Annotated in this window: 16 protein-coding genes; 9 read left to right on the forward strand and 7 right to left on the reverse strand. The window is 59.1% G+C overall.

Annotated features, from left to right (window positions below):
• Positions 1-226 precede the first annotated feature (226 nt).
• Entirely contained in the window at positions 227-856 is a 630-nt protein-coding gene (locus GDI_RS19260; RefSeq protein ID WP_012227012.1) for an acyl-homoserine-lactone synthase, read from the reverse strand.
• Positions 857-1,525: 669 nt separating this feature from the next.
• Here GDI_RS19260 and GDI_RS20650 point away from each other — a divergent pair.
• The 3 genes from GDI_RS20650 to GDI_RS13425 all read left to right on the forward strand — a co-directional run bounded on the left by GDI_RS20650 (position 1,526) and on the right by GDI_RS13425 (position 3,970).
• Positions 1,526-1,888 (forward strand): response regulator transcription factor, encoded by a 363-nt coding sequence (locus GDI_RS20650; protein ID WP_408735217.1) that lies wholly within the window; start codon positions 1,526-1,528, stop codon positions 1,886-1,888.
• A gap of 126 nt (positions 1,889-2,014) precedes the next feature.
• Positions 2,015-2,734, forward strand: coding sequence for an autoinducer binding domain-containing protein (locus tag GDI_RS19270; RefSeq protein WP_012227016.1), 720 nt, complete (start codon positions 2,015-2,017; stop codon positions 2,732-2,734).
• A 130-nt stretch (positions 2,735-2,864) separates the two neighbouring features.
• Positions 2,865-3,970 (forward strand): IS3 family transposase gene (locus GDI_RS13425; protein WP_157871053.1). Its coding sequence is split into 2 segments (ribosomal slippage): positions 2,865-3,117 and positions 3,117-3,970, totalling 1,107 coding nucleotides; the frame shifts between segments, so codons are not numbered across the junction.
• 392 nt (positions 3,971-4,362) lie between these two features.
• Here the strand turns inward: GDI_RS13425 and GDI_RS13430 are convergent.
• From GDI_RS13430 to GDI_RS13440, 3 genes are all read right to left on the reverse strand, one after another.
• Positions 4,363-5,253 (reverse strand): aldo/keto reductase, encoded by an 891-nt coding sequence (locus tag GDI_RS13430; RefSeq protein WP_041249472.1) that lies wholly within the window; start codon positions 5,251-5,253, stop codon positions 4,363-4,365.
• Between the two features lie 135 nt (positions 5,254-5,388).
• Positions 5,389-6,444, reverse strand: a complete 1,056-nt coding sequence (locus GDI_RS13435; protein ID WP_012227023.1) for an SDR family oxidoreductase — start codon at positions 6,442-6,444, stop codon at positions 5,389-5,391.
• 10 nt (positions 6,445-6,454) lie between these two features.
• A complete protein-coding gene (locus GDI_RS13440) occupies positions 6,455-7,258 on the reverse strand; it encodes a type 1 glutamine amidotransferase domain-containing protein (protein ID WP_157871054.1) in 804 nt (267 codons plus the stop codon).
• 101 nt (positions 7,259-7,359) lie between these two features.
• On the opposite strand from GDI_RS13440, the gene GDI_RS13445 reads away from it, so the two are divergent.
• The gene (locus GDI_RS13445; RefSeq protein WP_012227025.1) at positions 7,360-8,238 is read left to right on the forward strand and encodes a LysR family transcriptional regulator; all 879 of its coding nucleotides are present in this window, start codon (positions 7,360-7,362) and stop codon (positions 8,236-8,238) included.
• A gap of 134 nt (positions 8,239-8,372) precedes the next feature.
• The gene (locus GDI_RS13450) at positions 8,373-8,771 is read left to right on the forward strand and encodes a GlcG/HbpS family heme-binding protein (RefSeq protein WP_041249833.1); all 399 of its coding nucleotides are present in this window, start codon (positions 8,373-8,375) and stop codon (positions 8,769-8,771) included.
• On the opposite strand, the gene GDI_RS19275 is transcribed toward GDI_RS13450, so the two are convergent.
• Positions 8,710-9,477 (reverse strand): TetR/AcrR family transcriptional regulator, encoded by a 768-nt coding sequence (locus GDI_RS19275; protein ID WP_231854127.1) that lies wholly within the window; start codon positions 9,475-9,477, stop codon positions 8,710-8,712. The genes GDI_RS13450 and GDI_RS19275 overlap by 62 nt on opposite strands.
• 68 nt (positions 9,478-9,545) lie before the next feature.
• On the opposite strand from GDI_RS19275, the gene GDI_RS13460 reads away from it, so the two are divergent.
• The 4 genes from GDI_RS13460 (at position 9,546) to GDI_RS13475 (ending at position 14,139) form a co-directional block, all read left to right on the forward strand.
• A complete protein-coding gene (locus GDI_RS13460) occupies positions 9,546-10,040 on the forward strand; it encodes a carboxymuconolactone decarboxylase family protein (protein ID WP_231854128.1) in 495 nt (164 codons plus the stop codon).
• A gap of 63 nt (positions 10,041-10,103) precedes the next feature.
• On the forward strand, positions 10,104-11,183 hold the full coding sequence (locus tag GDI_RS13465; RefSeq protein ID WP_081482893.1) for an HlyD family secretion protein: 1,080 nt from the start codon (positions 10,104-10,106) through the stop codon (positions 11,181-11,183).
• On the forward strand, positions 11,180-12,733 hold the full coding sequence (locus GDI_RS13470; RefSeq protein WP_012227031.1) for an MFS transporter: 1,554 nt from the start codon (positions 11,180-11,182) through the stop codon (positions 12,731-12,733). The genes GDI_RS13465 and GDI_RS13470 overlap by 4 nt, the downstream gene beginning before the upstream one ends.
• A gap of 2 nt (positions 12,734-12,735) precedes the next feature.
• Positions 12,736-14,139 (forward strand): efflux transporter outer membrane subunit, encoded by a 1,404-nt coding sequence (locus GDI_RS13475; protein ID WP_231854342.1) that lies wholly within the window; start codon positions 12,736-12,738, stop codon positions 14,137-14,139.
• Positions 14,140-14,177: 38 nt separating this feature from the next.
• Here GDI_RS13475 and GDI_RS13480 read toward each other — a convergent pair whose 3' ends face one another.
• Complete coding sequence (locus GDI_RS13480) at positions 14,178-15,194, reverse strand: LysR family transcriptional regulator (protein ID WP_081482894.1); 1,017 nt, start codon at positions 15,192-15,194, stop codon at positions 14,178-14,180.
• 297 nt (positions 15,195-15,491) lie between these two features.
• Positions 15,492-15,929, reverse strand: coding sequence for a hypothetical protein (locus tag GDI_RS13485; RefSeq protein WP_012227034.1), 438 nt, complete (start codon positions 15,927-15,929; stop codon positions 15,492-15,494).
• Between the last annotated feature and the right edge of the window lie 14 nt (positions 15,930-15,943).

Below are 15,943 nucleotides of genomic sequence, written 5' to 3' on the forward strand. Positions count from 1 at the left end.
TCCCAATCCACTCGGCGGAACGGCGACGCCAGATGAGTCATCCGAACGCGAGGCAGCGCCGGCCGCCGGACCAATTCCGTATCACCACGCTGGTGACGGGCGATACGCCGTTTCCGAGTTGAGGCACTTTGAGCGGAAAGCACGAAACCATGGCGTCCTCAGCCGGAATAGTTGCGACAGCTTCAGAATGATCACCCTGCCAGCCCCGCGACCCGGTGCACGGGTATTATTCGACCTTAATGACGCGATTATAATGGGGTATATCAAGCGACAGGCGCCAACATAGAGCGCCAAGCGAGCCTACCACCTCCTCCGACACATTCCATCGACCCAGCTCAATATTTTTATCTTCTTGAATAGAACTAACCAGAGTGTCGGGTGCCCACCCAACCTTTGCGTACACTCTCCGCATGATCGAATAATACACACCTATAATGCCCGACGCATTCTGCGAAAGTGCATAATTGCTTAGCGTGTAGCACAACTGCGCAATTCCGATCCGACGAAGCGGTTCATCGATCCCGGGAGCATAAAGGCAGAGTCGCGTACATTCAAAGGCGGCATTACAAACCCGCACAGAGCCAGCGGGAAAAAAATCTTGGAATATTCGGGTTAGCATTGTTGGTCCTTTGCAGGAAAGCAATCTCAGGGAGGCAATATGTTTGCCCCGGTTGTCGGCGACGACGAAATAAAGAGGGTCCAACGTCGTATCGAACTCGTCGACTTCCAATCCATCGTCGTCGTGCACATCCCAGCCCAGACGCTCCTTAAACACCCGACATCTCGCCTTGCTCATTTGCAAATATATATCTGGAACTTGCGAGCGGCTAGAATAGGAAAATACATAGGTCTGCATCGATGATGTCTCCGATTTAACGGAAACCGATCTACGTGACGGAAGATATGCTATCCATTCACCAGCCCTAGTATCTCCATATCGATATAGCGGAAGTCATGATGCGTTAAACATCTATACGCCAACGCAACAGTAATGGCTGTACTTTCATGGCCATTTTACATCTATATTTCGATTCAATTTCGGTCGTGTTCATTTATATATTACAAATGGAATCGCACTCAGCTTGAAATTCGATATCGCAATGGGAACCGTGCTTGCCTAGCCGCTACTACGTACGCGTCTCTCTGCCTCTTTGGTCACAAACGGACGCAGGAAATGAGACACGATCATGAGCTTGAAAACATTATCTACCGCATTAGCGAATCAACAACAATATCGCAATTGGAGCGAATATTAGAGCGCATTATTGAGACGTTTCGCGCCCTGTCTTTCAACTATACTCTCGTGGACTCTTTTGATTTGAGCCAAGCGGTTCGTAACCGGCTTCACCTTGATGCCGGTGCGGCGCTTCACGAGCTTCTTGACGAGCCTCCGTATGAGCTGTCATCTGCTCGCCGTGACCCCTCTTACAAGCCGCCATTCCTTCCTCAGGTGCACCGCCTCGGAGAAATTGACCTCGTACACTTGTCAGTAAGCACCTTTCTGGGCGAATGCGGTGATATCAAAATGGCCTGGGGCCAGGACATCGCCCGAAGCTCCAGAGAACTTCAACGAGATATCAGGGACCTTGTCACGATATCTCTACATTTGCATGATGCAACGTTATGTATCTTGGGCGGCGCTACAGCGCCTCGCGATAGATACTTGCCAAAACGCGAAGCGGAATGCCTATATTTGGCTTCGATGGGCTTTCAAGGTCGGGAGACGGCGAAAGAACTGCACATCTCGGAAGCTGCTGTGAGACTCTACCTGACGAACGCGCGGAGACATCTAGCTGCCAGAAATACTACGCAAGCTGTAGCGCGCGCATTGGTGAGAGGTCTGATGCGGAGGCCGACCTTAACGGGCCTACGCGATCGGAAGTATTAGATCGCCTTCAAGATATGCGAAAAGGACATGGTCGCCATGCTCATCGATTGCCACCCCACTGACCGGTTCTGGTTATAATGTAACATCATGTAACGAATTAGAAATGGATATGCTTAGGGTGGACGAATGACTAAAACAGTCTCCTTTGATAAGGCGTTTGACTTGATTGAACCCTTACGGCGCTCCACGACCGCATCGGAACTACGCGCGGCATTTGTCCGTGCGACCAAAAGCATCAGCGATTGTTATATTGCTTCTGGGCGCGTCAAAGGCGGGGCGCCTGTGAACGCGGAAACCGCGCTAGTTACGTATCCTGACGCTTGGCTCAAGCACTACCATGAAAGAAAATATCTCGATATTGACCCGACTATTGTGAATGCCGGCCGGTCTTACGTCCCCTATAGATGGGAGGCGCTACAGGATATTAGCGTTAAGCAACGGCAGATGTTCCTTGACATTGCCGAAACGGGAATCAAGGGCGGCATCACAATGTCATTGCATACCCCCGACAGGGCGGCGTTCGTCACAAGCTTTGCATTTACCAAAGCGGTAAGTGAAGATAGGGATCTAGTGGCACTCGGTTTTATAAATAGCCAGTATTATGAAACATTGTCGAAGTTAAGCGAGGCAGAATTACCGGGCCCCGTCCCCACATTTTCGCGTCGTGAGAAGGAATGCCTGTTGTGGGTGTCGCGAGGAAAGACGACTTGGGACATCAGCGTTATACTTGGAATTAGCGAGAACACTATAAACGCGTATCTGAAGAATGTCATATTAAAGCTTGGTTGTAGTGGAAGAATCCAAGCGGTACTCCGGGCGATCGACCTCAATTTGATCTCACCGTGAGAGGCGCCGCGCATCCTACTATTGACAGTAGGTTATCCATCCGACGGCACTGACGTGCTCCCCGAAAACCCGGCCAATTTGAGTTGGAATTTTCCACGTATGATCCCGTAAGCGGGACGAGGAGAGTTTCATGAAGGCATCGAAGTTCACCGAGGCGCAGATCGCGTTTGTATTGAAGCAGGCGGAAGGGGGGACACCTGTCGCCGAGGTTTGCCGGAAGGCAGGCATTTCGGATGCGACGTTCTACAACTGGCGGAAGAAATATGCGGGCCTGATGCCGTCCGAGATGAAGCGGCTGCGGCAACTCGAAGACGAGAACGCGAAGCTGAAACGGATCGTGGCGGACCTGTCGCTCGACAAGGCGATGCTGCAGGACGTGCTGTCAAAAAAGCTCTGAGGCCTGCGCGCAAGCGCGAACTCGTGGACCGGCTTCAGGGGGAATGGAAGATCTCGACACGGCGCGCCTGTGCGGTGCTGCAGATCGATCGTTCCCTCTATGTCTACAAGTCGAAGCGTGGCACGCAGGCCGAACTGACCCAGCGGATCCGGGAGATATGCGCAACCCGTGTGCGCTATGGCTATCGCCGCGTTCATATCCTGCTGCAGCGGGATGGCTGGGCCGTAAACCCGAAGCGGATATATCGTCTTTACAAGGAGTTGGGCATGCAACTGCGCAACAAGGTGCCCAGGCGCCGGGTCAAGGCGAAAGTGCGCGAGGACCGTCGTCCGGCGACGCACACCAATGACAGCTGGGCGATGGATTTTGTTCACGACCAGCTTGCGACGGGCCGCAAGATCAGGATCCTGACCGTGATCGACACCTTCTCTCGCTTCTCGCCGGCCACCGATCCCCGGTTCAGTTATCGCGGCGAGGATGTCGTCCAGACCCTGGAGCGGATCTGCGGGCAGATGGGTTATCCCAGGAGCATCCGGGTCGACCAGGGCTCGGAGTTTGTCAGCCGGGATCTGGATCTATGGGCGTATCAGAAGGGGGTCGTGCTCGACTTTTCCCGCCCGGGTAAGCCGACCGACAACAGCTTCATCGAGTCCTTCAACGGCAAATTCCGGGCCGAGTGTCTGAACACGCACTGGTTCATGAGCCTTGACGACGCCCGGGCAAAAATGGAGGCTTGGCGTCAGGACTACAACGAGGTCCGCCCACACAGCGCCATCGGTAACAAACCCCCGATATCGCTGCTGAACGGCTCTCCGGCGGATCTGCTGGTGGAGCCTTGAACCCGGAAGTTTCCAGTTCACGCTGGCCCAAAGTCGGGGAGCACGTCACAACCCACAGACCCTAACTCAAAACTGAGGGCAGTTTGGGGGCAAGGTCACCGGACCTCAGGCGAAAATCTCTGGCTCATCGTGTTCATGATAGCTCCTTCTCACAGATAGGAGCCTCCGGAAAACCCGGGACTCTTCAATGCGACGCGTTCGTTGGCAAGCAAAGTCACGGCCAGCGGCACGCTCATGCCTGATTGCGGGGTTCGGAGCCCCTGGCCCGTGGCTGGCGCTTGCCCTGCACGATGAGGCCATCATTTGGACCAGATATAATCATGCAAAAACACCTGACGCATCTCATGCTCACTTGGAGTCATGACGCGGGTCTCGTGTGCTGCCAGAAGCCGTCATGTTGCGGACTGAAACAGCCTGCGGCCTTCCGCGTCCAGCGCCGAGAAGTCTTCGTCGGACAGGATGATGTCGACGGCAGCGACGTTCTGTTCCAGATGCGCGACTTTGGACGTTCCGGGGATCGGCAGCATGACCGGGCTGCGTCTGAGGATCCAGGCCAGGGCAATCTGGCCGGGCGTGGCGTTATATTTCCCCGAGATGGCGTCCAACACCGAGCCCGGCTTTGCGAGATCGCCGGCGGCGAGCGGAAACCACGGGATGAAGCCGATGCCCTGGGCGGTGCAATAGTCGAGCACGTCCTCGCTGGTACGGTCGACCAGATTATAGCGGTTCTGGACGGTCGCGACGTCGAAGAATTTCGAGGCCGCCTCGATGTCCGCGATGGATACCTCGCTCAATCCCGCGTGGCGGACGAGTTTCTGATCGAGCAGCGATTTGATGGCGTCGAACTGTTCGTCCGCCGGAACCTTTGGATCAATGCGGTGTAACTGCCACAGCTCAATCTGTTCGACGCCGAGATTGCGCAGGCTCTTATGCACCTGCTGAAGCAGGTATTCCGGCCGTCCGACCGGCCACCAGATGTCAGGCCCCGAACGGGTCAGGCCACCCTTCGTCGCGATCGTGAGCCCTTTTGGGTAGGGATGCAGCGCCTCGCGGATCAGCCATTCTGACACATCCGGACCATAGGAATCGGCCGTGTCGATGAAGTTGACGCCGAGTTCCGGAAGCCGCTTCAACGTGCGGATAGCTTCGTCGTGATCGGCGGGTGGCCCCCAAACGCCTTTGCCGGTAATACGCATCGCGCCAAAACCCAGGCGGTTGACGTCGAGATCGCCGCCGATTTTAAAGCTGCCGGATCTGGCGGCGTCATGGCTCGAAGTGCTCATTGTCCTACCTTTCCTCAAGAATGTGCCCGCCTCGGCGGGCACCAATGTCTTCGCCAGCATGTCACGTTATAGATGTGGGTAGGCATCCGTACCAGGCAACAGCGGCGATCATGATCGCCTTACGGAAATGCGGGTTCAGAAAATGACTGTGGGCAAGGCCTTTCGTTCCTGCAAGCGCGCGAGCGCGCCCATCAAGGAAGCTGTGGAATCCATCCGCTCGGAAAAGCCGAAACGATAAATTTTATTCACGTCCGAAATAACGTCGGTCTCGGTATGGAAGATGAAATCTCCGAAACCCCATCCTACAAGACGGGCGATATCCGGTTCGACCAATCCATGTCGTTCAGCCAGGTCCCGCCATAGTGGACCTTTGTCGGCCATGTGGCGCGTGAGCGTCAGGGGCACCGGCGACGCGACCGCGAGACCGAGATGCGATCCGACATCTTCCCACATCCGCTCCCAGCGAAAAACATCACCGTTCGTGACATTGAACGCCTCTCCCCCGGCCTGTGGCGTGATGGCCGCCCAATGGCTGGCACGCGCCAGCAACCCGGCATCCGTAAACTGAACAAGCTGCCGATAGGCGCGCTCGGTTCCTGGGAAACGCAGCGGAATACCAAGCGCGCGCGAGATTTCGGCGAAAACCCCGACAACAAGGGCAATGTTCATCGGATTTCCGATCACGTCGCCTACCACGACGTCGGGGCGCAGGGCGACGTAATCCCAGGACGCGCGTCCGGCATAGGCCCGCAGAACCTCTTCCTGCGCCATGTAAAGGTTCGGCGGCATATGCGGCGGATCATTCTCACGGGCGGGTGTGCGGACCACAGCGCCCAGATGGATGCCATAGATCTTGAAGCCTTGATAAATCACGACCCGTTGTAAGGGAGCGTTGACAGCACCAAGCCCATCAAGCAGATGGCGTAGCATTCCGGCGTTGCGGTTCGCCTCAATCGCAAGGTCGGGATCGGGAGAGAGAGAAGCATAGAACAGATGCGTCGTGTCCCTCGCCCGTGCCAAGGCCTCTCGCGTGGACGCGGCGTCTGTGAGATCGACGGTCAGGGAGTCGAAATCCGCAACCGTCTGCCGTCCCAGCGTCCGGACCTTCCATCCCTGACGGCGAAGTTCCTGTGCGGTGGCGTTCCCGATGATGCCGTTTGCCCCGGCGACCAGAGCGACTGGTTGGGTCATGATCGTTCTCTCACGCCTTGAGCCGCTCCATGACCAAATTTGCGACGCGTGCCGCCGAGGCCGGATTCTGACCGGTCAGGAGATTTCCGTCCTGTATGGCGAACGATGTAAAGTCAGGGCCGCGTTCGTAGAGAGCGCCTGATGCACGCAAACGGTCCTCAAGCAGAAACGGCACCGTATGCTCCAGTCCGACAGCCCGCTCCTCACTATCGGCAAAAGCGCTGACACGGCGCCCGGCGACGAAAGGCGTCCCGTCCGCCTTCCGGGCAGAGAGTAGTCCCGCCGGGCCGTGGCAGACCGCCGACACGATCCGGCCACTTCGGTCGAACTGTTCGATCAGACGCGCGAGCGCGGAATTCTCCGGATAGTCCGTCATCGTTCCGTGTCCCCCAGGAAGAAACACCGCGTCAAAGCCGCTGAGATCGATATTCGTGAATTTCGGAGTATCGGCGACCCTATGCCTGAACGCCGGGTCTGACAGATAGCGTTCCACCGATGCCTCGTTCTGGCCGGCTTCTTTCACGCTCCGTGTATCGATCGGTATGGCGCCCCCTTCGATGGAGGCAAGCGTGACTTCGCCGCCCCCATCCCGGAACGCATAGAACGGCGTCGTCAGTTCCTCCAACCACACGCCGGTCGCATGGCCGCTCTGCCCCAGCTTGTCCGCAGACGTCGCGATCATGAGGATGTTCATCCGTGTTTTGCCTCCCTGTTTCTCCGGTGCGTCGCGTCGCCGCGTCTGGGCGATGCTCGACCCGTGGGCTGCGAACCACGCGACACCTGCAGCCAGCATCAGTTCCCGGCGACCGCGCATAGCCGTTTTCTCCCTTTTGAAAACAGGAGCCTAAGCCCGAACAGTCATAACGACATCAAAGAAGACAGGCGGGCTGCTATAATTTTTGTTATAGGTAACCCATGTCGCTTCTGCACCTGCGCACCTTTGTCGAAGTCCACAGATGTCGTTCGATCAGCGAAGCCGCACGGGCATTGTCGCTGACCCAGCCGGCCGTGTCGCAACATATCGCATCACTGGAAGCACAACTGGGGCGGCCACTGTTCGTCCGCCATACGCGCGGCGTAAGGCCCACCGCCGCTGCGGACGATCTGGCGATGACAATCGGAGACAGTCTCGACCGGGCTGAAACAGCATTGGCGGCGGCGAAGGCACGGTCGGCCGATCTCACCGGGACACTGCATCTCGCGGCGCCGGCGGAGTATCTGGGCGAGTATGTGGCGCCGCGTCTTGCACCCCTGATCGAAGCCGGACTGGACCTGCGCCTGCATATCGGCGGTCGCGACGCCTTGTACGACTGGCTAATGTCCGATACCGTGGATCTGGGACTGACGGCATCCCTCCCGGAGGATCCACGCCTGAACTGGGCGCAACTCGGAATCGAAACTCTGCAAGCCGTGGCCATCCCGGACATCGCCGACCGCATCCATCATCTCGGCCTGAACGACGGACTGCGCGTGGTGCCGCATATTGCCTACGATCTCGAACGCCCGCTGCTCCGCACCTGGCTGAGTGCGAACGGCCTTGCCGTCGATCATCCCCCTGCCGCGACCGCTCCGGATATGCGCGTCTTGCGCGCGATGCTTATGGCGGGCATCGGCTGGTCGGTCCTGCCCGACTATCTGACGCGGGAGCAGCGGCAGGCCGGCACCCTACGAGAGATCGCGGCACCGAAAGCCGTTCCGCGCAACGCCTTTCACCTGGTCTGGGCGCGCACTGCGCTGCGACACCCCCGCGTGGCTTTCGCCCGGAAGGCATTACTGGCGGTACTGTCCGAATAACGTTCTGTTATCGAGCATAATATTCTCTATCCAAACGACTTCACTTTCCAAATCCACGACCATGCGAACTCCGCCAAGCTTGACGGAAGCGTCCCTTTTCTCTATTTACCGGTCGGTCACTTATGGAGGTGCTCATGACCTGCTCCCTTGAAGACGCCAGACGTGTCATCACCGCAGCCGAAACCGAAGCCCTGATGATCGGTCAACCGGTGAACATCGCCGTGGTCGATGCCGGCGGAAATCTCGTCGCGCATGCCCGGATGGATGGCGCACGGATCGGTGCGATCGACATAGCCATCAACAAGGCGTTCACAGCCCGTGCGTTCGACATGAGCACGGCCGACCTCGCTGAGCATAGTCAGCCTGGTGGTCCGTTCTTCGGTATTCACACCTCGAACAACGGACGCGTGATGATCTTCGCTGGCGGCGTGCCACTCCGTCGCGGTGAAAAGATCGTCGGCGCGATCGGAATCAGCGGAGGTTCCGGCGAGCAGGACGAGCGTGTCGCCCAGGCCGGGGTGCAGGCGCTCTGACAGGGCCTTCATGAAGTAGCCGCATGGCATTGGGTGCTCCGGCAAGGAACCTGACCACCGCAACCCTGACGACAGTGTCCAGGTCGTCGGGGACTTTCATCTCGTAGACCCAACGGCGAACCGCCAGATAAAACAGTTCGCCGTGCAGCCCCCAGGCCATTTCGGTTTCCTCCGGCAGCAGAGGAACTTCAGTGGTGTCGGGAAGACCAGTCGTCGCCCGCAATTCCCGTGCCAATGGCTCGACGACCCTCGCCTGAACCAGTTCCAGATAGCGCTGCGTAATACCGACGCCTTTCAGGCCGGCGAACACGAAGATTCTGACCCAGTCATAGCGGAAGATCGCTTGCAGATATGCGCGGTAGAACTGTGTAAGGCGCTGCTCGAGTGCGATGGAGCGGTCGGCGAGCAAGACCTCCCATTCAACCTGCCAACGTCCGAGATAGACTTCCTCATAGACCCGGTCGATCAAGGCCTCTTTGGTCGGGAAGTAGCGGAAGAGATTCTGGTGCGTGATACCCAGCCGTTTCGCCAGATCGCGCAACCCGCCGTCGAAGCCGACCTCGGCGAAGAACGCGACGGCACCATCAATGATCTCACGCTCACGATCTTCCGGATCGAGGCGACGCCGCTTCCTTTGCGGCGGAGTTGATCCCACCTCTTTCGGCGCACGCACGACGCCAGCATCCGATCCGTTATCATCCACCATGCTGGCCCTGTCTCCCACTTCCTGTGCGAACCATTGTAGCGAAACAGATGACCGATCGGCAAATACGCTTGACGAACGACCTCCGATATCTGCATTTTAGTTACCGTCCGGTCATTAGTAATTTACGCCGCGACGACGGCCTTTTTTGGCCAGCTCAACGATCATCGGAGACAGACCACATGTCAGACGAACGTTTCACAGAGGGCAAGCATGCCTTCGAGGAGATCACCGGCGTGCCGGCCTCCGCTTTCCTGGATTCACTGGCAACGACGGCACCGGAACTGGGCCGTTTCATCATGGAATGGGAATTCGCCGATGTTTACGGCCAGACGCGGCTGGATGCGCGGCTGCGGGAAGCGGTGATGATCGCCGCGTGTGCGGCGCGGGGCGCCACAGCGGCGGGCGTGCTGCAGCTGCGTGTCGGCTCGGCTCTGCGCGCGGGCCTGACGCGCCGGGAAATCGCCGATATCTGCGTGCAGACAGGCATCATCGCCGGCGTTCCTGCTGCCCTGGCCGCGTTGCAGATTGCGGGCGAGGTGTTCGCCGCAACACCGGAAGAATAAGCCCTGACCCGCTTTTCCGGCACGGGTGGCACACATCGCGCACGGCTGCTTCCGTTCAGACTGATGAAGCATGTTCTGCCTGCCGGATGGGGGCGGATCGTGGCACTAGGCCTGATCCTTATTACATCCGGGGCGGTCCTCGCGACCCAGGTGCTGCTGCATGGCGACGCGATCGATCTCTGCCTGCACTGCGAAAGCACGAATGACGCCTTCGTGCATGCGGATACGGTCGTGCTCTCCGCCCACGTCGCCGGATACATCACGCGGGTTCCGGTCGCGGACAATGCACGGGTCAACGCCAGCCAGACCCTCGTGGCGATCCAGGACGACGATTATCGAGCCCATCTGGCCGAAAAGGACGCCACGCTCGGCGCGGCCAGAGCGGCGCTGGAGGTTGTGCAACGGCAAATCGGGCTGGAGACGGCGCAGATCGCGGGGGCGGAAGCCGCATTACGCATGGCGGAAGCCGATGTCGCGCAACGGCGCCTCGAACGGCGGCGGCAGCACGATCTCATTACCGACGGCAGCACGTCCCGTCGCGACCTTGAGATCGCGGATGCCGATCTGGCCCGTCTGTCGGCGGCGCGGGATCGTGACGCCGCCCTTGTGGACGCAGCGCGGCGGACCCAGGACGTACTGCGCGCCAAACTCGTGCAGGCACAAGAAGACGTCTCGGCGGCCGTATCGGCGCGCGAACTCGCCGCAATCGACCTCGGCTACACGCGGATCGCCAGCCCTGTCGCCGGTCAGGTCACCGCGCGGATGGTCTATGTCGGCGAATATGTCGGTATCGGTACCCAGGTGGCACGGGTCGCGCCACTGCCGGACGTCTGGATCGTCGCGAACTTCCGCGAGGTGCAGCTGACACATATGCGGGTCGGACAGACCGCGTCGATCACGATCGATGCGTTCCCCGGCGCCATTTTTCGCGGGCATGTGGACAGCATCGGACCCGTCTCGGGCGCCGAGACGGCCCTGCTGCCACCCGACAACGCTACCGGCAATTTCACCCATATCGTTCAGAGATTTCCCGTCAAGATCGTCATCGAGCCGGATCAGGCGGGCACCGACCTCCTGCGACCCGGTATGTCCTCACACGTCTCTGTGCGGACTCTCGTCGCCATACGGAGAGACGCGCCATGACGTCCGAGATGCGAGGACAGCTTCTCACGGGCAGCTGCGGTGTCTGCGCGGCCTGGATGGTCATGATGTCGACGCGGTTCTTCGCGCTGTCGCTGGCGGATATCGAAGGCGCGCTGGGGATCGGCCCGGATGAAGGGTCATGGCTGACCGCAGGGTATCTGGCCTTCGAGCCGGTCGGTGTCGGCCTGGGATGCTGGCTCGCCGTGATCTTCTCCCTGCGCCGGATCATGCTCCCCGCGATCACGCTATTCGCGACCTCGTCCGCCATCGCGGCCATGACGCATGACCTGACAGTGATGATCCTGGCGCGATCGGGCATGGGGCTCGCCGCCGGAATCATCATTCCGCTCGCCATCATCACCGAGTTGCGGACCTTCCCGCCGACATGGCGCGCGCTGGCGATCGGGCTCTACGCCTCGGCGGCGACTATGGCGCCGCAGGCCGCCGCATCGCTGGATGTCTGGCTCGTCGAACACTGGGGAACGCCGGCGATCTTCTGGATTGCGATCCCGCTGGGAATGATCGCGTTCGTCTGCGGATATCTCGGGCTATGGCGGGAGCGGATTCGCTGGCTGTTGTTTGCGCGTGCCGACCTGCGCGTGGTCACGCTGTTTTCAATGGGGGCCATTCTCCTTGGCGGTGGCCTTACTCAGGGGAACCGGCTGCACTGGTCGGAGACGCCGCTGACCCTGTTCGCCGTCATCATGGGTGCAGCACTCCTGCTCGGAGCATTCTGGCTCGGGGGACGCCGGGTCGTTCACCCTATCCTGATGACGCGATTGCTGACCCGCCGCAATGCCCTGCTCGGCGCGCTGATCGCCATTCCCTATCAGTTCGCATCGGTCCTTTCCGGTGGTCTGGTACCGGCATTCCTCGTCGATATCCCCGGTTACCGGCCAGAGCAGATCGCGCCGGTGCTGGATGCGGCGTTCTGGCCACAGGCCGTTGCGTACCCGGCCTGCATCGTGACGCTGCGCTACGGATGGTTGGAAGCCCGGACCTTTCTCGTGTTGGGCTTCGGACTGAATGCACTGGCCTGCCTGCTCGACCTCAACGTCACCAGTGACTGGATTCCCGACAATTTCGTCGTGGGGCAGATCCTCCAGGGGATCGGCCTGCCGTGGATTCTCCTACCTTTGCTGATGCTGTTCGTGGGCGACGTGGTGCCGAGTGAGGGGCTTTATGCCGCCGCCATCTTTAACGTGGCGCGCAGCCTTGCCGGCACCGTCGCGACCGCGTGGGCGGCAACCGGGCTGCGGCTGCGGGCCGAGGGACGCTATGGCGAACTGCTCACCAGCACCGGCCTCCAGCCACACCATCGCACGCTCGCAGCGTGGGATGGCGTGAATGCCCTGCCCTGGACGACGCCAGATCGGGTCCTGCTGGACCACCGTGCGCGATCGGTGGTCGGCGCACTCGTACGACACCAATCGATCGTCATCGGCTTTTCGACGCTGCTGGCCGACCTCGCGCTGATGCTGGCCGCAACCTGTGTCATTGCTGCCTGCATGCCCCCGGCCGGAGCCGATCGGCCGGAGGTGCGATCGTGAACATGACGCGCACGGCCTCCATTCTTGCACTCATCGTCATCGCCGGCTGCACCGTCGGGCCGGATTATGTCGCGCCCCATGCGGAGGCTCCACCCCAATGGCTGGGCCAGCCCGGCGTTCCAAGCCAGTCGGTTCCAGATGAACGCTGGTGGGCCGGATTCCACGACCCGCAACTGAGCCGCCTCATCCATGAGGCGCTGATACGCAACAACGATCTTGCCGCCGCCGAGAAACGTGTCGAGGCTGCCCGCGACCAAATCCGGATCGAAGCGGCGGCGTCGTCGCCCGTCATCGGCCTTGGCGGCATCGCCGAGAACAGACGTCAGTCGCAGACGATCCAGTGGCCTCCCAGAGCGAGTGCGGGAGATTACCGGTATTGGTCTCTCGGGTTCGACGGTTCATGGGAACTGGACCTGTTCGGGATGACGCGGCGCCGGACGGAAGCCGCGCGCGCATCCCAGGCCGAAATGGCGGCCGAACGCGACGGGCTGCGCCTGCGCCTGCTCGCGGAGGTCGGCGCGGATTATGTGACGTGGTGCGCAGCCCTGGCCCGGCTTCAGGTCGCAGAGGACCGTATCGCCCTTGTCGCTCACCAGCGCGATCTCGTGACACATGAGTGGCGTGCCGGTGCGCGCGGCCACGCCGATGTCGATCAGGCCGAAGCGGATCTCGCCGCCGCCCAACAGACTGTACCGCCCCTTGTCGCGCAGGCCACAGAGATGAAGAACGCCCTCGCGATCCTGACCGCAACGACACCCGAGGCCATGCAGTTGACGCCGCGCGCGGATTTTTCCATCCCTCTACCGCCAGCGCGGCCGCCGTCACTTCCCTCCGAGATGCTGACGCGCCGGCCGGATATCCAGGCCGCGACATTCCGCTATGCGCGGGACAATGCGGAGATCGGGGTCGCGGTCGCCTCCCTGTACCCGAAAGTCGCGATCCCACTGGATTTCGGAGTGACCACCAGCACGCTGCATCAGGCGTTCACCACCGCCAGCCTTCTGTGGCAACTCGGCGTTACGGCCGGCGAGACGATCTACGCCGGAGGGCGTCGCACCGCGCAGATCGACGCGGCGCGCCTGCAACGTGACGCAGCCTGGCTCGGTTACCGGCAGGCCGTGCTCAACGCGATGCGCGATGTGGAAGACCGGCTCGCCACGATAGGCGACGCCAGCGCAAGAACGTCTTCGGTGAACCTCGAACTCGCCTCAGCCCGAGAACGCCTCATGCATACAGAGCGGGAATATCGAAGCGGCGAAGCTTCGCTCCTTCCGACGATTGTCGACAGAGACCTTGTGGATCAAATCCACGACCGTGTGATAGCCACGCAGCTGGCTTTGGCGATCAGCGATCTGGCGCTGTACAAGTCATTGGGGGGCGGATGGGAAACGAACTCAACACGCTAAAAGCCACGAAAAGCTCTCGCACCGGATGTACGTGCTCTCTATCGGGCGTTACCGGATAATAACTGAACAAGAGTCCTTTTCAATTTAGCCATTCCGTCGCGGCGGGTCGACTTTATGTTCCATAGAAAGAAAACGTCCCGCTGAAAATTTACCTGCGACAGCGACGCGCTGTCATTTCTATTTTCCTGCTCGCAATACGAAGTCGGTAACAGGGACCACCCTAACCCGCTCGCGACGAGAGAATGCGCTGCCCTCGCACTGTCAACTTCAATCATTGTGGCGAGGGGATCCATAGGATGACGTTGAGTCAATGCGTGCATCACGTCGGCACGAATGCCATCGTATACAATAAGTGGGGACGCGTTCAAATCAAAGTCGGCTGACATAATATCAATTACCGACGTCCTGCCGTTTTTCAGAATCAGATATGCATAATCAAGTGATTTCACGTGAATAGTTTCGTACCCCGGCAATTTGTGGGGTAATAGCACGATTGCAATATCGATGGTGCCGTGGTGCAGCCTTTCAACGCAGGCCCTCTCACTACCATTCAAAAGCCTTAACCTTGGCAAGGTCGCGGTCAAGCTGCGGAGAAACGGCATAAGCGACTCATCAAAAAGATCGTCCTGTATCAGGAGATCGACCCACCGCACCGTTTGGGAAGAATTCTGGCTCATCCGCGAGCCAATTTCCATCTCCAAAGCATCGAGATGGTTCGCAATCCGCTCGACCAGATCTTCCGCCGCAGACGTCGCCTCGATGCCGGATGGCCCCCTGACAAGCAAGCGCTTTCCATAGAGTGCCTCTATCGCCTGAACGTGCGCGGAAGCGGTTGCTTGGCTAATACCGAGTCTAACGGCAGCCTTTGAGATCGACCCCCAACGGCAAACGTCCACAAACGTTCTGAGCTGGGATAAATAACTCATCCTGCCCCCAAGCGCCGACGCAATCAAAGACGCATTTGACAGCACCGGATGTGACGGTCGAAACTCATATACCCTGGGCAAAAAAATCATACCGAGAGGAGGAGCGGACCGACAGGTGACATAAGACACCGTCCAGTCCCGCCTGAATCTTTCCTTTTTAATAAGCAACACCCGGTCGCGCTGTCAACGTTAATTACCGGCCGGCAATCAAAACGAGACAGCGGATTGCGTTAGACCCAGGCACATCGCTGCCGGCGATTTTGCTCGATTCAAAGGAACGACTGACAAGGCCATTAATACGAAATAGGAATATATTTCCTCACACTCCCATTGTTTTCATGTAGAGAGTTCAGTCTCCAGTCACTTATCAGCGATATCGTGGAATAAATTCCGTCGTTCGCACGGAATGAGCGTATCCGCGGGTTGTTAACCATTAACCCCGAAATAAATCGAGCCACCCGGCTTCAGAAGAATTTCGTCGTCGATGTGCCCCACGAAATCATCACCTCTCGTGGTACGGAAATGCAGATGTATATGAGAAACCGCGTTCGTAAAAACCCCCTTTACGCCGGGCGAGTAGACGCCCAAGGCGTCGATCTCGGTATCATCCAGACCTCCAAGGTACCGTGCCCGTTCGAAACTCGCCCTCGGATCCGGAAGCAGGTTTCCCATACCGTCAACGATGAACCATTTCAGATATTTGACACTGGCACGAATCCGGAAGAAGAAGGCGTCAGTCGTATCCAGGCCCGCCATAGTAGCCGCCTCGGGAACGAACTGCTCCAAATCCTGGAACTGCGAAACGCGATCGGGAATTGGAAGCTCCTTCCATTGCGTCACCCGTCCAAATGCTAAAAAAGCCACGCGGTCTGCGGGAT

Origin of the sequence: Gluconacetobacter diazotrophicus PA1 5 (assembly GCF_000067045.1) — a bacterium.
Lineage (GTDB): Bacteria > Pseudomonadota > Alphaproteobacteria > Acetobacterales > Acetobacteraceae > Gluconacetobacter > Gluconacetobacter diazotrophicus.

Bases quoted from the DNA above. Each gene is read 5' to 3' on its own strand.
- GDI_RS13450 (WP_041249833.1), top strand. From the start codon at position 8,373: ATGACCTGCTCCCTTGAAGACGCCAGACGTGTCATCACCGCAGCCGAA.
- GDI_RS19270 (WP_012227016.1), top strand. From the start codon at position 2,015: ATGACTAAAACAGTCTCCTTTGATAAGGCGTTTGACTTGATTGAACCC.
- GDI_RS19275 (WP_231854127.1), bottom strand. From the start codon at position 9,477: ATGGTGGATGATAACGGATCGGATGCTGGCGTCGTGCGTGCGCCGAAA.
- GDI_RS13465 (WP_081482893.1), top strand. From the start codon at position 10,104: ATGAAGCATGTTCTGCCTGCCGGATGGGGGCGGATCGTGGCACTAGGC.
- GDI_RS19260 (WP_012227012.1), bottom strand. From the start codon at position 856: ATGCAGACCTATGTATTTTCCTATTCTAGCCGCTCGCAAGTTCCAGAT.
- GDI_RS13475 (WP_231854342.1), top strand. From the start codon at position 12,736: ATGACGCGCACGGCCTCCATTCTTGCACTCATCGTCATCGCCGGCTGC.
- GDI_RS13435 (WP_012227023.1), bottom strand. From the start codon at position 6,444: ATGACCCAACCAGTCGCTCTGGTCGCCGGGGCAAACGGCATCATCGGG.
- GDI_RS13430 (WP_041249472.1), bottom strand. From the start codon at position 5,253: ATGAGCACTTCGAGCCATGACGCCGCCAGATCCGGCAGCTTTAAAATC.
- GDI_RS13470 (WP_012227031.1), top strand. From the start codon at position 11,180: ATGACGTCCGAGATGCGAGGACAGCTTCTCACGGGCAGCTGCGGTGTC.
- GDI_RS20650 (WP_408735217.1), top strand. From the start codon at position 1,526: ATGGCCTGGGGCCAGGACATCGCCCGAAGCTCCAGAGAACTTCAACGA.
- GDI_RS13440 (WP_157871054.1), bottom strand. From the start codon at position 7,258: ATGCGCGGTCGCCGGGAACTGATGCTGGCTGCAGGTGTCGCGTGGTTC.
- GDI_RS13445 (WP_012227025.1), top strand. From the start codon at position 7,360: ATGTCGCTTCTGCACCTGCGCACCTTTGTCGAAGTCCACAGATGTCGT.